The sequence below is a fragment of the Acinetobacter terrae genome, from assembly GCF_013004375.1.
GTDB classification, from domain to species: domain Bacteria; phylum Pseudomonadota; class Gammaproteobacteria; order Pseudomonadales; family Moraxellaceae; genus Acinetobacter; species Acinetobacter terrae.
The window spans coordinates 125,470-141,471 of record NZ_JABERI010000009.1; the positions used below are offsets into that span (position 1 = coordinate 125,470).

15 protein-coding genes are annotated in these 16,002 nt (G+C 40.2%); 8 read left to right on the forward strand and 7 right to left on the reverse strand.

From position 1 onward, the window contains the following. The 4 genes from uppS to rimO all read right to left on the reverse strand — a co-directional run bounded on the left by uppS (position 1) and on the right by rimO (position 3,522). The gene (uppS, locus tag HLH14_RS05430; RefSeq protein ID WP_067724544.1) at positions 1-753 is read right to left on the reverse strand and encodes a polyprenyl diphosphate synthase; all 753 of its coding nucleotides are present in this window, start codon (positions 751-753) and stop codon (positions 1-3) included. Between the two features lie 6 nt (positions 754-759). Next, positions 760-1,314, reverse strand: a complete 555-nt coding sequence (frr, locus tag HLH14_RS05435) for a ribosome recycling factor (protein ID WP_067724542.1) — start codon at positions 1,312-1,314, stop codon at positions 760-762. A gap of 77 nt (positions 1,315-1,391) precedes the next feature. After that, positions 1,392-2,120, reverse strand: a complete 729-nt coding sequence (gene pyrH, locus HLH14_RS05440; RefSeq protein WP_067724540.1) for a UMP kinase — start codon at positions 2,118-2,120, stop codon at positions 1,392-1,394. A 58-nt stretch (positions 2,121-2,178) separates the two neighbouring features. Continuing rightward, the gene (rimO, locus tag HLH14_RS05445; RefSeq protein WP_067724538.1) at positions 2,179-3,522 is read right to left on the reverse strand and encodes a 30S ribosomal protein S12 methylthiotransferase RimO; all 1,344 of its coding nucleotides are present in this window, start codon (positions 3,520-3,522) and stop codon (positions 2,179-2,181) included. A gap of 360 nt (positions 3,523-3,882) precedes the next feature. Here rimO and glnL point away from each other — a divergent pair, with 360 nt between their 5' ends. Then, complete coding sequence (gene glnL, locus HLH14_RS05450) at positions 3,883-4,992, forward strand: nitrogen regulation protein NR(II) (RefSeq protein WP_067724536.1); 1,110 nt, start codon at positions 3,883-3,885, stop codon at positions 4,990-4,992. After that, the gene (glnG, locus tag HLH14_RS05455) at positions 4,979-6,460 is read left to right on the forward strand and encodes a nitrogen regulation protein NR(I) (protein ID WP_067724534.1); all 1,482 of its coding nucleotides are present in this window, start codon (positions 4,979-4,981) and stop codon (positions 6,458-6,460) included. Before glnL ends, glnG begins: the two co-directional genes overlap by 14 nt. A gap of 58 nt (positions 6,461-6,518) precedes the next feature. Here glnG and HLH14_RS05460 read toward each other — a convergent pair whose 3' ends face one another. The 3 genes from HLH14_RS05460 to mnmG all read right to left on the reverse strand — a co-directional run bounded on the left by HLH14_RS05460 (position 6,519) and on the right by mnmG (position 10,398). After that, entirely contained in the window at positions 6,519-6,845 is a 327-nt protein-coding gene (locus HLH14_RS05460) for a hypothetical protein (protein ID WP_067724532.1), read from the reverse strand. 150 nt (positions 6,846-6,995) lie between these two features. Then, on the reverse strand, positions 6,996-8,201 hold the full coding sequence (gene mhpT / locus HLH14_RS05465; protein WP_067724529.1) for a 3-(3-hydroxy-phenyl)propionate transporter MhpT: 1,206 nt from the start codon (positions 8,199-8,201) through the stop codon (positions 6,996-6,998). Positions 8,202-8,514: 313 nt separating this feature from the next. Further along, positions 8,515-10,398 carry a tRNA uridine-5-carboxymethylaminomethyl(34) synthesis enzyme MnmG gene (gene mnmG / locus HLH14_RS05470; RefSeq protein ID WP_067724527.1) on the reverse strand — a complete coding sequence of 628 codons (1,884 nt, stop codon included), beginning with the start codon at positions 10,396-10,398 and terminating at the stop codon, positions 8,515-8,517. A 256-nt stretch (positions 10,399-10,654) separates the two neighbouring features. On the opposite strand from mnmG, the gene HLH14_RS05475 reads away from it, so the two are divergent. The 6 genes from HLH14_RS05475 to fis all read left to right on the forward strand — a co-directional run bounded on the left by HLH14_RS05475 (position 10,655) and on the right by fis (position 15,945). Next, entirely contained in the window at positions 10,655-11,170 is a 516-nt protein-coding gene (locus tag HLH14_RS05475) for a hypothetical protein (protein ID WP_067724525.1), read from the forward strand. A 151-nt stretch (positions 11,171-11,321) separates the two neighbouring features. After that, complete coding sequence (locus HLH14_RS05480) at positions 11,322-12,212, forward strand: bile acid:sodium symporter family protein (RefSeq protein ID WP_067724523.1); 891 nt, start codon at positions 11,322-11,324, stop codon at positions 12,210-12,212. 286 nt (positions 12,213-12,498) lie between these two features. Then, entirely contained in the window at positions 12,499-13,374 is an 876-nt protein-coding gene (locus HLH14_RS05485; protein WP_067724521.1) for a bile acid:sodium symporter family protein, read from the forward strand. 132 nt (positions 13,375-13,506) lie between these two features. Beyond that, positions 13,507-14,412, forward strand: coding sequence for a 50S ribosomal protein L11 methyltransferase (gene prmA, locus HLH14_RS05490; RefSeq protein WP_067724519.1), 906 nt, complete (start codon positions 13,507-13,509; stop codon positions 14,410-14,412). Between the two features lie 15 nt (positions 14,413-14,427). Next, complete coding sequence (locus HLH14_RS05495; protein ID WP_067724517.1) at positions 14,428-15,300, forward strand: DUF3426 domain-containing protein; 873 nt, start codon at positions 14,428-14,430, stop codon at positions 15,298-15,300. Positions 15,301-15,675: 375 nt separating this feature from the next. Continuing rightward, a complete protein-coding gene (gene fis, locus HLH14_RS05500; protein WP_001086304.1) occupies positions 15,676-15,945 on the forward strand; it encodes a DNA-binding transcriptional regulator Fis in 270 nt (89 codons plus the stop codon). Positions 15,946-16,002: the final 57 nt, after the last annotated feature.

Genomic DNA, 16,002 nt, shown 5'->3' on the forward strand with positions numbered 1-16,002 from the left:
TTAATTCTCGATTTTCTCTTGTTGGATTTGCTCTGAAGTTTTACCAAAACGACGTTCACGTCCAGCAAAGACTGCTAACGCATCATCGAATTCTTCAACGGTAAATTCAGGCCATAAGGTTTGGGTAAAATACAACTCAGCATAAGCGGCTTGCCAAAGTAAAAAATTCGACAAACGATAATCACCACCAGTGCGAATCAGTAAATCTACCGCGGGTAAATCCGCCATACTGACATGTTGCCCAAACAACTCAACATTTATATCTTCAACTGCGACTTTTTTTGCCAGAACATCCGCTGCAATTTGTTTTGCAGCCTGCGCCATATCCCACATCCCACCGTAACTAACCGCGATGGTCAAAGTCATGCTGTCGAACTTAGCAGTCCTTTGTTCAGCATGCAACATTAACTCACGTAAATGCGCAGATAAACGAGAACGATCACCAATAAAACGTAAGGCAATATTGAATTTTTCCATTCGAGGCAGTTGCTCCTGGATTGTTTCTTCCAACAATGCCATGAGTAAATCAACTTCAAATTGGGGACGGTTCCAGTTTTCGCTAGAAAATGCAAAAACGGTTAACGCCTGAATTTGTTTTTTTCTACAGTGCTCAACAATAGGGTCCAGGACATTTTTCCCTTCACGGTGTCCCGCACCCTTTTGCATTTGCATTTTTTTTGCAAAACGATTGTTGCCATCCATAATGATGGCAACATGTTTTGGAAGAGGTAAACTGTCTTCTGATACGGTCATTAAATCTTAGACCTTCATCAATTCAGCTTCTTTTGCAGCAAGGCGTTTGTCCACTTCAGCAACAAATTTGTCCGTGATTTTCTGGATATCATCAGATGCACGACGATCATCATCTTCAGAAATTTCTTTTTCTTTCAACAATGCTTTGATGTCGCCCAATACATCACGACGAATGTTACGGATCGCAACTTTGGCATTTTCAGCTTCAGTACGTGCAACTTTCTGCATGTCACGACGTGTTTCTTCAGTCAGTGCAGGCATCGGCACACGAATCGCATCTGCAGTAATCGGATTTAAACCCAAACCTGCTTCACGAATCGCCTTATCAATTGCTGAAACCATTGTACGTTCAAATGGCTGCACAACAAGGGTACGAGAGTCTTCAAGACCCACGTTTGCCACTTGGTTTAAAGGCACATCAGAGCCATAGTAAGGAACCATCACACCATTCAAGATAGATGGATGTGCGCGGCCAGTACGAACTTTAGCAAAACCATGTTCCAAAGACTCTAGAGTCTTGTTCATGCGGTCTTCGCTGTCTTTTTTAAGATCGTTAATCATATGATCTTCCTTACTTAATTCTAAGAGATGTAATTGCTAAATAGCGTGTAGTATAAAGAGCTTTCAGGCTCACGTCATTAATTGGTAACGTGAGTCCCTTCTTTTTCACCCATAACCACTGAAAGCAATGAACCCGACTTATTCATATCGAATACTTGTAGTGGCACATTGTGGTCACGGCACAAGCAGATCGCAGTTAAATCCATGATGCCTAACTTTTCATCTAACACTTGGTCAAATGTAAGTGTTTCATACTTCACAGCATCATCGTATTTGCTTGGATCTTTGTTATAAACGCCATCAACTTTAGTGGCTTTCAAGATCAAGTTGGCTTCAATTTCAATACCACGCAAGCAAGCAGCTGTATCTGTGGTAAAGAATGGATTACCTGTACCCGCAACGAATACACATACTTCGCCTTGAGTTAAATGACGGATTGCATCACGGCTTGAATAGGCTTCAACCACTGCACCAATCGGTAAAGCAGACATTAAACGGGTTTTAATATTGCGACGCACCAACGCATCACGTAATGCCAAACCATTCATAACAGTTGCCAACATGCCCATCTGGTCACCTGTTACACGGCCAACCAAACCATCTTTTTGTAATTGGCTACCGCGATACAGGTTACCACCGCCAACCACGATACCGACTTGCACGCCCAAACCAACCAAGTGAGCAATGGCTAAAGACATTTGATCGAGCACTTGTGCATCAATCCCCATGTCTTTATTTCCAGCAAGCGCCTCACCAGAAAGTTTGAGCAAAATACGTGCATAACGCGGCTTTTTTGAATCCAACATCAGGAAATCTCCGAATCTTCCAATATCTAAAATTTTATTCGTATACTTTTATGACAGATCAAGCAGACTTAACTCGAATTAACTTCGCATATAAATCATATTCATCCGCATCGGTAATTTCGACTTCAAGCAAATCGCCTGCTTTAATTTGACTCTTATCAATATCTTCAACAAAGACATTACCGTCAATTTCAGGTGCATCCGCATAAGAACGTGCGATCGCAACTGGGAATTCTTCATCCAAGTCATCAACCAACACAGTCATGGTTTGACCAATGCGTTTTTGTAATTTCGCAGCCGAAATCGCTTGCTGTACTTGCATGAAGCGCTCATAACGGTCTTGCTTGATTTCTTCAGGCACATGATCCGGGAGATCATTTGCTGTCGCACCTTCAACAGGTGAATAAGTAAAACAACCTACGCGATCAAGCTGTGCTTCTTTAAGCCACTCAAGCAGAATCTGGAAATCTTCTTCAGTTTCGCCTGGAAAACCAACCACGAATGTTGAACGGATGACCAATTCAGGACATTTTTCACGCCAAAGTTTAAGGCGTTCAAGTGTATTTTCACTATGCGCTGGTCGCTTCATCAATTTTAAGATGCGCGGACTTGCATGCTGAAAAGGAATGTCTAGATAGGGCAGGATTTTACCTTGTGCCATTAAGTCAATTACAGCATCCACATGTGGATATGGATAAACGTAATGTAAACGCACCCAAATACCGAGTTGGCCTAATGCTTCGCACATGTCGAAGAATTTGGTTTTAACCGGCTGACCGTTCCAGAAATCGAGTTTATACTTGGTGTCTAAACCATAAGCAGATGTATCTTGAGAAATCACTAAGACTTCTTTTACACCTGCGTTCTTCAACGCTTGTGCTTCGCTTAAAACCGAACCCACAGGACGTGAAACCAGATCGCCACGCATGCTTGGGATAATACAGAAGGTACAACGATGGTTGCAGCCTTCCGATATTTTTAAATAGGCATAATGTTTAGGGGTCAAACGAATCCCTTGTTCAGGAACAAGGTCAATAAATGGGTTATGCTTTGGTGGTTCAGGTACGTACTCGTGTACGGCCTCCATCACTTCTTGATATGCCGCGGCACCTGTCACTTTAAGGACATTCGGGTGCATTTTACGAATTTTGTCTTCATCTTTACCCAAGCAGCCTGTCACAATGACACGACCATTTGAGCTCATAGCTTCACCAATGGCATCTAACGATTCTTGTACGGCAGATTCAATAAAACCACACGTATTAACAACAACCAAATCTGCACCTTCGTAATCAGATGCTACATCATAACCTTCAGTCTTTAACTGAGTTAAAATTCGTTCAGAATCTACCAATGCCTTAGGACAACCTAAAGAAACGAAACCGACTTTGGGGGACTTCATGAATCTGCGCTCCAGTGTAATGCGCGTATTGTATGTCTTTTCCGATCATAAAAATAGGTAGAAAGCCGACTCTTTGCATCACGCACCAAAATATGCCTATATTTTTGCCAAATATTTTAAATGCACCATTTTGGTTCACTAATATTTTTATTTCCTTTACTATGCTAGGTAAATTCTGTAATCAAACAACAAAAAGCACACTTTTATAGCGTCAGAATTTTTATTTACACATGTGCTCAAAGTTGGCGTGCATTTTGCTTTATTTCGACAACGTTTAACTCGTTGAATGTCCCATAACAGGGAGAAATGACAAGAAGTGCAGATGCCATTGCGCTATTTTAATACAGGATGCTTTCGCTAATGGATCAACCCGTCGGGATCGACTATCGCCTTTTAGTGGATAACTTAACCACCGCCATTTTACTGGTCGATAGCCAGCTGAATATTTTTTATTTAAATTCTTCTTGTGAATCTTTGTTCGACATTAGTTTGCTGCGTGCTTCAGGTCAACCTGTCTTAAATTTACTGCATATGCCGGATGATGAGTTTAATACCGAAGAAGCGTTATTGAATACCTTTGTCACAGGACAACCTTATACACGTCGCGAAGCAACCATTAGTGTCAACTTTAAAGATATGCATGTGGATTATACGGTTTCACAAATAAATTCTCAAAAGCCGTATCACCCACTTCTACTGATAGAATTAAATCCGATTGATCGGATGTTGAAAATCTCTAAAGAAGAAAACCTGATTCAACAACACCAGGTTGCACGACAACTGATTCGTGGTGTGGCACACGAAATTAAAAATCCTTTAGGCGGCATTCGTGGTGCAACCCAATTGCTGGCACGTAGTTTAAATGATCCTCAATATTCAGAATTCACCGACATTATTATCAGTGAAGTCGATCGTCTACGTAATCTGGCGGACACCATGCTCGGGTCGCGCCAATTGCCAAGTTATGAATTAGTCAATGTACATGAGCCACTCGAACGTGTCCGCTCACTGATTACCAATCAAACCAAAAAGAAAATCAAAATCACCCGTGACTATGATTTGTCTTTACCCGATGTCATGGCAGACCGCGATCAACTGATTCAGGTCATGCTCAACATTAGTGTAAATGCCGTACAAGCCATGATGGAAAATAAAGAATTCTTTATTGACCACCAACCTGAACTTATTTTGCGAACACGCATTCAGCGCCTTGTCACCATTAATGGTGTGTTAAAGCGTTCTGCTGTTCGTATTGATATTGAAGACAATGGCCCGGGCGTACCGGAAGAAATTTTAGAATCGGTGTTTTATCCACTGGTCACGGGACGTGCTAAAGGCACAGGGCTCGGTTTGAGCATCGCACAAAATATTATGCATCAACATAGCGGAATGATTGAATGCCAATCAGTTCCAGGAAAAACAGTCTTTAGCTTATATTTACCTTGGGAGTTTAACCATGTCGCGAAATAAAATATGGGTAATTGATGATGATCGCGCCATGCGCTGGGTATTGGAAAAAACATTCAAAGAAGAAGGTTTTGACGTTACCAGTTTTGAAGAAGCACAATCTGCGCTTGATCAACTCAGCATAGATGCGCCTGATGTGATTTTGACAGATATCCGCATGCCTGGAATTGATGGTTTAACCTTTTTAGGCAAAGTCAAAACCAGTCACCCCGACCTACCTGTCATTATTATGACAGCACATTCGGACTTGGAATCTGCGGTATCAAGTTATCAAACCGGTGCTTTTGAATATTTACCAAAACCTTTTGATATTGATGAAGCATTGGCATTGGTGAATCGTGCAATTTTGCATATTGCCAAGTTACAACAACAAGAATCTGCAAAAACAGCACCGCCTATTCAAACGACCGAAATCATTGGTGAATCACCTGCAATGCAGGAAGTTTTCCGCGCGATTGGCCGTTTGTCACAGTCGCATATCACTGTACTGATTAATGGTGAATCTGGAACAGGTAAAGAACTGGTTGCGCATGCCCTGCATCGCCATTCACCACGTAGCAGCAAGCCTTTTATTGCCTTAAACATGGCAGCCATTCCAAAAGACCTGATTGAAACTGAACTTTTCGGTCACGAGAAAGGTGCATTTACCGGTGCCAACTCGCAACGTCAAGGTCGTTTTGAACAAGCCAACGGCGGTACGCTATTTTTAGATGAAATTGGTGATATGCCATTTGAAACCCAAACACGTTTACTGCGTGTTTTGGCAGATGGTGAATTCTATCGTGTGGGTGGACATATTCCTGTCAAAGTGGATGTGCGTATTGTTGCAGCAACCCACCAAGACCTGGAAAAACTGGTTCATGATGGTCGCTTCCGTGAAGACTTATATCACCGCCTGAACGTGATCCGTATTCACATTCCAAAACTGGCCCATCGTAGTGAAGACATTCCGATGTTGGCGCAGCATTTCTTGGCACGTGCAGGTAAAGAATTAGGGGTGAATCCTAAAATCTTGCGCCCAGAAACCCAAGAGTATATGCAACAATTACCGTGGCAAGGCAACGTTCGTCAGTTAGAAAATACCTGTCGCTGGCTAACAGTAATGATCACGGGACGTGAGGTTTATCCTGAAGATTTACCATCTGAATTGAAACAAATTCCAATTCAGCGCTCTGGTGATGAAGTACAACCACATGGTACTTTTGATCGTGTTTCGCTGCATCATTGGGATGAATTATTGGCTCAATGGGCAATCCAAAAGCTTAAAAACGGCGAAATGAAGATTCTCGACATTGCAACCCCCATGTTCGAGCGTACTTTAATTACTGCCGCTTTACAGCAAACCCGTGGTCGTAAACGTCATGCTGCTGAATTGTTGGGTTGGGGACGTAACACCCTGACTCGCAAGCTTAAAGAATTGGGCATGGATACGGCGGATGATGATGTAGAAGAAGAAGTAATCGAAAACTAAACTTTTCTACCCATAAAAAATAAAAGCTCCTTCGGGAGCTTTTTTTATTCAGTTCATTTTAGGCAGTAAAACCCACATAACGAGAATATCCTTGTATGCCTAAATCAGATTGAAAAATCAAATAATTGGGATAAGTTGATTGCGTGATTTCTGCAAACATATTCACCTGATCATCGTTTGCATGCAGATCATCAACCGAACGTGGCATGGTTTGCTCAAATTCATCGGTCATATATTCAAAACCGATATCCATGGCAATAAATAAAGTATGTTCACAGGGCTGTACATATTGCTCTTCAGCCCAATTAATGACTTCTTGTTGACAATGTGGACACTGAATGTTGTCCGTTGCTTGAATGGATAATGGAATAAGTTGATAAGCCATATAAAAATAAGTCTGTTTGCTATACGCTCATTTTAGCAAATTATTTAGATGACATTATTTTTTCAATCAAGATTGCAATAAAAAAGGGAATCTTCCGATTCCCTTTTTTAAATCATGTTTTTAAAAATTCTATTTTCTAAGATCAGGATTTTACTTATGCGCGGATTTATAACGCGATAGCGCAGTTACTGCCACAGCAGAGATTACAACTGCCGGTAAACTCGCCATTAAAATACCTGTTGTTCCCAATCCTAATGCCAAAATTTTCCCTGTAAGTAACGGCCCCGTCATTGCACCCAAACGCCCTAGAGAAATCGCACTGCCCACACCGGTCACTTTACCCGTACCCGAATAGAAGATTGGCGAAATACCATACAGAATTGATTGACCGCCGGTTGAGAAGATTCCACCCATCACGCCTGCCAGAACCAGCATTGGAATAGAAGTTGTCGTGAATAACAGACTCAGGGCAACAAATAAACCACTATAGATAATGACTGCCATCTGCCAAAGTTTTAAGCGATCAAGCAAATAACCCAAAGCTAAAGTCCCAATCACCGCACCCACCTGGAATACCAACATCACCATAAAGGCTTGCTGTTTTTGCAGACCCTGTTCCATGAGCAAATTTGGCAACCAGCTAATCAAAATATAATTGATCATCAACGTGAAGAAGAAACCTACCCAAAGTGGCAAGGTATTTTTATATTGTTGGTTTTTAAACAATACTTGTGCCATGCCCGGCACAGCTTCTGTAGACACTTGCACTACAGCTACAGGTTTTGGCTTATCTTTAAGAATCATTGCCATAAATGGAATAAGCACTAACGGCGTTAAACCACCAATCAGGAACAATGTTTGCCATTGAATCTCAGGCAATAAAATTGCAAGACCGGCAACGAAAATTGCCCCGACTGGCAAACCACAATACATCAGACTGTTTAACTTACCACGATTGGCTTCAGTCGCTTCATCACCCACCACTGAAATCATGGTCGGCATTGCTGCACCCAAGCCCAGTCCCGTAAAGAAGCGCGCTGCATACAAAACTTCGACGCTTGGCGCAATTGCAGTCAGCGACATGAAAACACCAAAAATACCAATAGATAACATCAGGACTTTCTTTTGTCCCAAATAGTCAGCAATACGCCCACCAAAGAATGCTCCAAACAGCATTCCAAATACGCCTAAACTAAAGACATACCCCATCTGAACCTGATCCAAACCGAATGTTGCTGCAATTCCCTTCGCTGCTATACCCGGTGCTTGAAGATCGAAACCTTCAAAAAATGCGACCCAAAAACACAAAAATATCGTTAAGATTTTTTGTAGTTTCCCTGTGTGTGTTTGTGCCATGATTGATCTCCATCAATAGTATACAAATCGTTTTTACAATGACGATTCATCTCACTATTCTCTGCCCAATCGATTGATTGAAATACCACGACAATAGTCGGATTTGATGGCATAAAAATGATAAAAGCCAATCAAATTAGACCTAAAAGATTAAACAAATAGACTTTTTAAATCTTAGTTTTATTTATTAACACATGTTTTCAAAGACTTATATTTACGGTAGTTATTTATGATTAAACTATAGTCAAAATTTATTCATGAAAATTAGGCGATAAAAAAACCCGCATAATGCGGGTTTTTTCAAATCGGCAAATTATGCTGATTTTTTAGCTTGTGCTGCATTCTTACGAATGGTAATCATGACCAGCTGTACCGCAGCAGGTGTAACACCTGGAATACGGCTAGCTTGTGCCAAAGTTTCAGGACGCACATCTTTCAGTTTCAAGGTAATTTCACGAGACAGACCAGAAACGATATCATAATCGAATTCAGCAGGAATACGTGTTTCTTCCAGACGCTTCATTTGCGCAACATCTTCATGCTGACGGCTGATATAACCCGCATATTTCACTGCAATTTCAATTTGCTCACCCACAAATGGAGTCACTTCAGAATTGGTTAATTCTGAAATTTGAGCAAAACTGATATTTGGACGTTTAAGTAAATCAATCGCACTACATTCTTTACTTAAATCCGCACCTGTCATCTCAACGAATTTTTTACCCATTGGATTGTTTGGCGCAGCCCATAAGTGCTGTAAACGACCTGTTTCTTTTTCAACTGCTTCCATTTTTTCGCAGTAAGCTGCCCAACGCGTATCATCAACCAAGCCCATTTCACGACCGATTGCAGTTAAACGTTGATCCGCATTGTCTTCACGAAGCATCAGACGATATTCGGCACGTGAGGTAAACATACGGTACGGTTCTTTTGTACCGAGTGTAATCAAGTCATCTACAAGAACACCCATATACGCTTCATCACGTTTTGGTGTCCATTGTTCTTGATCCCAAGCACGGCGTGCTGCGTTCAAGCCTGCAAGCAAACCTTGCGCACCAGCTTCTTCATAACCAGTCGTACCGTTAATTTGACCAGCAAAATACAAGTTAGCAATGGCTTTGGTTTCAAGCGAGAATTTCAATGCTTGTGGATTGAAATAGTCATATTCAATCGCATAACCCGGACGAAGGATATGTGCATTCTCCATACCACGAATTGAACGAACCAATTCAAACTGCACGTCAAATGGTAAAGACGTAGAAATACCATTTGGATAAAGTTCGTGAGTATCCAGACCTTCTGGTTCCAGAAATACTTGGTGAGAATTTTTATCCGCAAATTTATGAATTTTATCTTCAATTGATGGGCAATAACGCGGACCTACACCTTCAATTTTACCTGTGTACATCGGTGAACGGTCGAGTCCACCACGAATGATTTCATGCGTGCGTTCATTGGTATGGGTGATATAGCAGTTTACTTGTTCCGGATGCATAGATGCATCGCCCATGAATGACATGGTCGGAGACGGGAAATCACCCGGCTGTGGCGTCATCACTGAGAAATCAACTGAACGTGCATCAATACGTGGTGGCGTACCTGTTTTTAAGCGGCCTACAGGTAAGTTTAATTCACGTAAACGCGCAGCCAATGAAATTGAAGGCGGATCACCCGCACGACCACCGCTAGATTTTTCAAGTCCAACATGGATCACACCACCCAAGAATGTACCGGTCGTCAATACAACCGTTTTCGCATCAAAGCGAACACCCATTTGAGTCACAACACCTTTAACGGTATCGCCTTCAACAATGAGGTCATCAGCCGCTTGCTGGAAAATATCTAGGTTTGCCTGATTTTCTAATGTTTCACGAATCGCAGCTTTATAGCGAATACGGTCAGCTTGTGCACGTGTTGCACGTACTGCTGCACCTTTACGTGAATTTAAAATACGGAATTGAATACCACCTTTATCGGCAGCAAGTGCCATTGCACCGCCTAAAGCATCAATTTCACGAACTAAATGTGATTTACCAATACCACCGATGGCAGGATTACAGCTCATCTGCCCTAAAGTCTCAATGTTATGAGTTAAGAGCAAAGTCTGGCGACCCATACGCGCGGCAGCAAGTGCTGCTTCGGTACCTGCGTGACCGCCACCGATAACAATGACATCGTAAACTTTAGGATAATGCATAATGGTTTGAGAGATAAAAAAGAATGACGGAGTATTATATCAAAACTTAGAAAGATAAGTTGACAAAATGAGTCGATTTTATCAATGAAGATATGACTGGCTATCAATTCATAAAAATTTGAAATGTAATCATGCTTTGCAGAGTTACTATAGAAACAAAACACTTAATCGGCAAAAATTTACCTGATTAGCATTGTTTTATTTTGGTTATTTTTTAAGCTTGATGCTGGGTACATTACAAACAAAGGTATAAAAGATGAATAAGAATTTCCTGCTCTCATCCATTCTCTGTGGTTTATGTCTCGCGCCATTTTCAGCTTCCGCAAATGATAAAGTCGAAAAGGTTTATAATGCGCAAAAATACCAACAGGTTTGTAAAGGTAAAAGTCAGGGCGCGCCAGTCAGTTTTGCATATCGCGGTATTATCTGGAATGGTACCTGTGAACCGCAATTCTTTCCTTCCTCCAAAAATGCTTCCATAACTGGAGATGAAGCAGAATTAAATTCAATTTGCCAAAGCGATGCAAACACCACATCTATCAACATTGAAGGCATGGCAATAAAAGGTAAATGTGCTTTAGGATTTATGGCACCTAGACCTACTTCTCAACCTCCAATGCAATCTCAACCTCCAATGCAATCTCAGCCTTCGATGCAGTCCCAACCCGGAATGCACTCCCAACCCGGAATGCACTCCCAACCCGGAATGCAGCATCCACCTGGAATGCAACATCAAATGCCTACTCAGCCACAAATGCAGCCCCAACCTTAACTTCCGTCTCAATAATGAGTATAAAACACTAATTTTATTCAAATTATTAACGGGTAAAAGGATTACTTTTACCCGTTTTGTATATTGCTAATTTAAAAAACTGGTTTAAACTCAAAGCATATTAAGGATAAAAATATAAAAAGGATATTCCATGGATTCGGGGCTATTTACTTTTTTTTTACCCATGGCGCTTGCCATCATGATGACTGGATTAGGGCTAGAACTTACGGTTAAAGATTTTCTTCGTGTACAACGCCATCCTAAAGTTATTTTTTTAGCTCTATTTACACAATTGATTATTCTGGTTTTGATCGCCTTTTTAATCTGTATCTTGTTAAAACTTCCGCCGCTTTTAGCCGTGGGCTTGATGCTACTTGCCGCTTCACCCGGTGGACCGACTGCAAATTTAATCAGCTATCTTTTTAAAGGGGATGTGGCACTCAATCTCACTCTCACCGCAATCAACTCCCTAATTTGTACTTTTACGCTACCTTTTATCGTGAATCTGTCGATTCATTATTTTCTAGGTGAGCATCCAAAAATTGGGATGCCGACTGAAAAAATCACCCAAGTATTTTTAATTGTTTTCATCCCAGTTTGTTTGGGAATGTTTATTCGCTCAATTGCACCCAACATTGCATTAAGACTGAACAGACCCATGCGATTTTTTTCCGTGATGTTTTTGTTCTTAATTTTCTTTTATGCATTATATAGAGAACGGTTTAACATCGTTGAATATTTTGTCGATATTGGACTTGCAACTGCGCTTTTTTGTTTTACCAGTTTATTGGTTGGTTATCTAATACCGCATCTGGCTGGGGTTTCTGATAGACAGGCACGTGCATGTACCTTTGAAATAGGCATTCATAACACTTCAGTTGCAATGACGATTGCATTGTCCGTGTTATCCAGTACCACCATCGCGCTACCTGCAGGCATCTATTCTATTTTTATGTATGTTTTTGCTTTTATATTTGGCTATATTTTAACAAGACGTCCACTGCTACTTAAAGAAGCAAATTCAAAAGCACTCAATGAGTAAAAAACATCTGATTCATAGCTGCAATAGATCCCTTAATAGGCATACTCTGTAATATGAATCAGATCTAAGTAAATTAATGATTCTACCGTTCAATTGCTTTCATTCCACTCAGGAAGATTAAAGTAAATCGATGCAATTATAGTTGTACTGATCAACGGTCAATTCTCGCTATTCCATATTCTTTACTTATCCGCTATACACCTAGCAGTATTCAATTTAGTAAAAATCAGTACAAGATAACTTCACCTAAATCAAAAAACAACTAACCAAGAAAAGGAGATTTCGAATGGATTCAGGAATCATTACCATTTTATTACCTTTAGCACTTGCCATCATCATGATTGGTTTAGGACTAGAGCTTACACTCAAAGATTTTGCCCGCGTAACACAGCAACCTAAGGTGATTTTCATTGCACTGTTTTGCCAATTGGTTGTTTTAGTCAGCATTGCATTTATCATCTGTAAAGTTCTAGCCCTTCCGCCTCTTCTTGCTGTGGGCTTAATGTTACTTGCAGCCTCACCCGGAGGAAGCACAGCCAACCTGTTTAGCTACCTGTTTAAAGGGGATATTGCACTAAACATTACTTTAACCGCGATTAATTCAGTCATGGCCGCTTTCACTCTGCCTTTTATTGTCAATTTTTCAATTCAATATTTTATGAATGACGGGCAGCAAATTAGCTTGCAGCTCAGCAAAATATTACAAGTGTTTGCCATTATCATCATACCTGTATGTATTGGTATGCTGATTCGACACTATGCGCCAAACTTCACGGCAAAACTGAATAAACCACTGCGTATTTTTGCGGTGAGTTTTCTAGTACTGATTATTGTTGGCGCAGTAGTAAAAGAACGTCATCAAATTTTAGAATATTTAGCACAAATCGGTTTGGCGACGGTTTTATTCTGTCTATGTAGTTTGATTATTGGTTATTTTGTACCGCGCTTGCTGGGTATTAATAGTGCACAAGCACGTGCCTGTGCTTTTGAAATAGGCATTCATAACAGTACACTTGCCATGACGATTGCTCTTACCATCATGGCCAGTTCTACCATTGCCATGCCTGCTGCGGTGTATTCGATTTTTATGTATGTTTTTGCCGCTGTATTTGGCATGTTACTCAATAAATTCGCGCCACATCCAGCGACGATATTGAGTTGATTGATCTTCCAAAAATATAGGGATGTTCTATACGTCCTTTTATTTTCAGGATAGTTTTTATCAATATATAGTTGTTTAAGCCTGAGTTCCGTTACAATGCTATTTTTAAAAACACAAATTTAGGTTATCTCCGTGAAGTGGTTACAAATTCATATTACCGTTGATCAAGCTCAAGTCGATTTTACTGAAACCCTACTCAGTTCATTAGGCGCTGTTAGCGTAACTTTAGATGATGCTGAAAATCAGGACTTACTTGAACCACTTCCAGGTGAAACTCCACTTTGGAATAAAGTCATTGTGACTGGCATCTACGCACAAGAAGAAGGCGAAGAAATTGATGTTGATGCTTTAATGACATTTATTACAGCACAAATGCCTGAAGCGCCATTACGTCATGAATTTATTGAAGACCAAGAATGGGAACGCACCTGGATGGATGCGTACGAGCCGATTCAAATCGCGGATAAATTCTGGATCGTACCTGAATGGATGGAATCACCTGATCCAGAGGCTGTGAATCTTAAACTAGATCCAGGTTTGGCATTTGGTACCGGTAACCATGCAAGTACTTTCTTGTGCTTACAATGGCTTGGTAAAACGGATGTTAAAGATAAGATCGTGATCGATTATGGTTGTGGTTCAGGCATTTTAGGTGTGGCTGCACTATTATTAGGTGCCAAAAAAGTATATGCCACGGATATTGATCCTCAAGCAGTGCTTGCTACCCAACAAAATGCGGAATTGAATGGTGTACTCGATAATCTTTATGTTGGACTTCCTGAAGAGTTCAATGCAGAGTTTAAAGATCAAAAAGCAGATGTGTTTGTCGCAAACATTCTTGCCGGCCCGCTGATGGCACTTGCGCCTGAATTCGCAACTTTAATTAAATCTGAGGGAGAGTTCGCACTTGCCGGCATATTAGAAGAGCAAGTTGCTGATGTTTCTAGTGTTTATTCTGAGTTTTTTGATATACTCGAAGTCGAAAAACGTGAAGAACATTGGTGCCGAATTTCGGGAAAACGACAAACTACCCATTAAAATTTTGAATAGACCATGAGCGAAAAACAAACCTACTGCCCTAACTGTTTTACCAAGTATAAAGTCTCCGTGGCTCAACTGACAGTTGCTCGAGGCATGGTTTGTTGTGCAAAATGTTCGACAAATTTTAATGCGTTAACGCATCTTGTAGTAGAAAAAGATCAATCTTCTTCTACTACATCGACTTCCTCTTCAATTTTTGACGATAAAAACCCTCAATCCAACGAGACGAGCGCTGAGACCTTAATGGTAGGTCAACCCCCAAAACAACATTTATTAGATATTTTCGATCAAAAAGTAGAAAACTCCAATATTGATTTAAAAACCTATCTCAACAATTTAAATTATTTCAGCACAGACCCGATTGGCACTTACCCTGCTCTTAATTGGTCTGAAAAATCAGAACAAGAGAATAAAAAAAGCTCCTGGAACTATGTTTTATGGGGTGTTGTAAATTTATGTTTGATTAGTTTACTTATTTTTCAGTTTTTTTGGTTTAACCCGAAAATTCTAAATAATAGCCCTGTCTTTAGTGCTTTATTTAATACGGCATGTCAGGCATTTAATTGTTCGGTTATGGAACAAAATTATCGCCTCATCTCAACCAATAAAGTTAAAATAAAACAAATTTCGAAGAAAGAGACTCAATTTACCGGCGAGCTCATCAACTACCATTCTAAAAGTTTAGCCCTGCCAATTATCAAGGTGAATTTGAAAGATAATGGAGAAATTATTTCTTCTTATTCTTTCCAGCCTTCTGAATATTTGATTGACAGTCTTACAGGAATACAACGAATTCCACAAAATAGTCCTTTTAAATTTAAGTTTAGCCTTCCTGTGGAACGTAAAAGCTTTGATACCTATAGTTTGGAAATAATTCGACCTTAATATTGAAAAAAACTATTAAAAAATGTAAAAAAAATGCAGTTTTCTTGCTCACTTTTTCTTAGACAATGCTATCATACGCGCCACGAAAGCTTTGTGCTGCAAACTCCTCACTATTTTCACAACAATTATAGTTTAGCTTATATGCGCTTTATCCTGATAATGCGTATTGAGTAGATTTTTTTGTTTTGATTTTGGTCGGTAACAAATATTAAACTATTGTTACGCTTAATTTTTGATCAAAAACGTCGAGTTGTGGCAAGCTAAATGTACAAGTTTTAGAACTTCCGTTTTAGGACCTAAAACGGAATTTAAATTTTAAACCACTTTTATATATCCCTTTACCCAAGTGATATTTGATTTTTCGGATTAATTCGCATGAATAGCAAATCTCCTATTTTTACTGCACAATCTGATGTCGCTCTTCGTATTCACGTAGATCGCGCAGTTCGCCATTATTTTGCACAATTGCAAGGCGAGCAACCTTCTCAGGTATATGACATGGTGCTGGCAGAAATGGAGAAACCTCTTCTATCTGTAGTTCTAGAATATACGCGTGGTAACCAGACACGCGCTGCTGAGATTCTCGGATTGAACCGTGGTACTTTACGCAAAAAGTTGAAAGCTCACGGTTTAATGAGTGAATAAATGATAAAATGCTCACGGTTACCGTGGGCATTTTTTTTATCTTATATTTTGCCTGCT

Excerpts from the sequence above, each read along its gene's own strand:
- uppS (WP_067724544.1), bottom strand. The coding sequence starts at position 753 with ATGACCGTATCAGAAGACAGTTTACCTCTTCCAAAACATGTTGCCATC.
- frr (WP_067724542.1), bottom strand. The coding sequence starts at position 1,314 with ATGATTAACGATCTTAAAAAAGACAGCGAAGACCGCATGAACAAGACT.
- pyrH (WP_067724540.1), bottom strand. The coding sequence starts at position 2,120 with ATGTTGGATTCAAAAAAGCCGCGTTATGCACGTATTTTGCTCAAACTT.
- rimO (WP_067724538.1), bottom strand. The coding sequence starts at position 3,522 with ATGAAGTCCCCCAAAGTCGGTTTCGTTTCTTTAGGTTGTCCTAAGGCA.
- glnL (WP_067724536.1), top strand. The coding sequence starts at position 3,883 with ATGGATCAACCCGTCGGGATCGACTATCGCCTTTTAGTGGATAACTTA.
- glnG (WP_067724534.1), top strand. The coding sequence starts at position 4,979 with ATGTCGCGAAATAAAATATGGGTAATTGATGATGATCGCGCCATGCGC.
- HLH14_RS05460 (WP_067724532.1), bottom strand. The coding sequence starts at position 6,845 with ATGGCTTATCAACTTATTCCATTATCCATTCAAGCAACGGACAACATT.
- mhpT (WP_067724529.1), bottom strand. The coding sequence starts at position 8,201 with ATGGCACAAACACACACAGGGAAACTACAAAAAATCTTAACGATATTT.
- mnmG (WP_067724527.1), bottom strand. The coding sequence starts at position 10,398 with ATGCATTATCCTAAAGTTTACGATGTCATTGTTATCGGTGGCGGTCAC.
- HLH14_RS05475 (WP_067724525.1), top strand. The coding sequence starts at position 10,655 with ATGAATAAGAATTTCCTGCTCTCATCCATTCTCTGTGGTTTATGTCTC.
- HLH14_RS05480 (WP_067724523.1), top strand. The coding sequence starts at position 11,322 with ATGGATTCGGGGCTATTTACTTTTTTTTTACCCATGGCGCTTGCCATC.
- HLH14_RS05485 (WP_067724521.1), top strand. The coding sequence starts at position 12,499 with ATGGATTCAGGAATCATTACCATTTTATTACCTTTAGCACTTGCCATC.
- HLH14_RS05495 (WP_067724517.1), top strand. The coding sequence starts at position 14,428 with ATGAGCGAAAAACAAACCTACTGCCCTAACTGTTTTACCAAGTATAAA.
- fis (WP_001086304.1), top strand. The coding sequence starts at position 15,676 with ATGAATAGCAAATCTCCTATTTTTACTGCACAATCTGATGTCGCTCTT.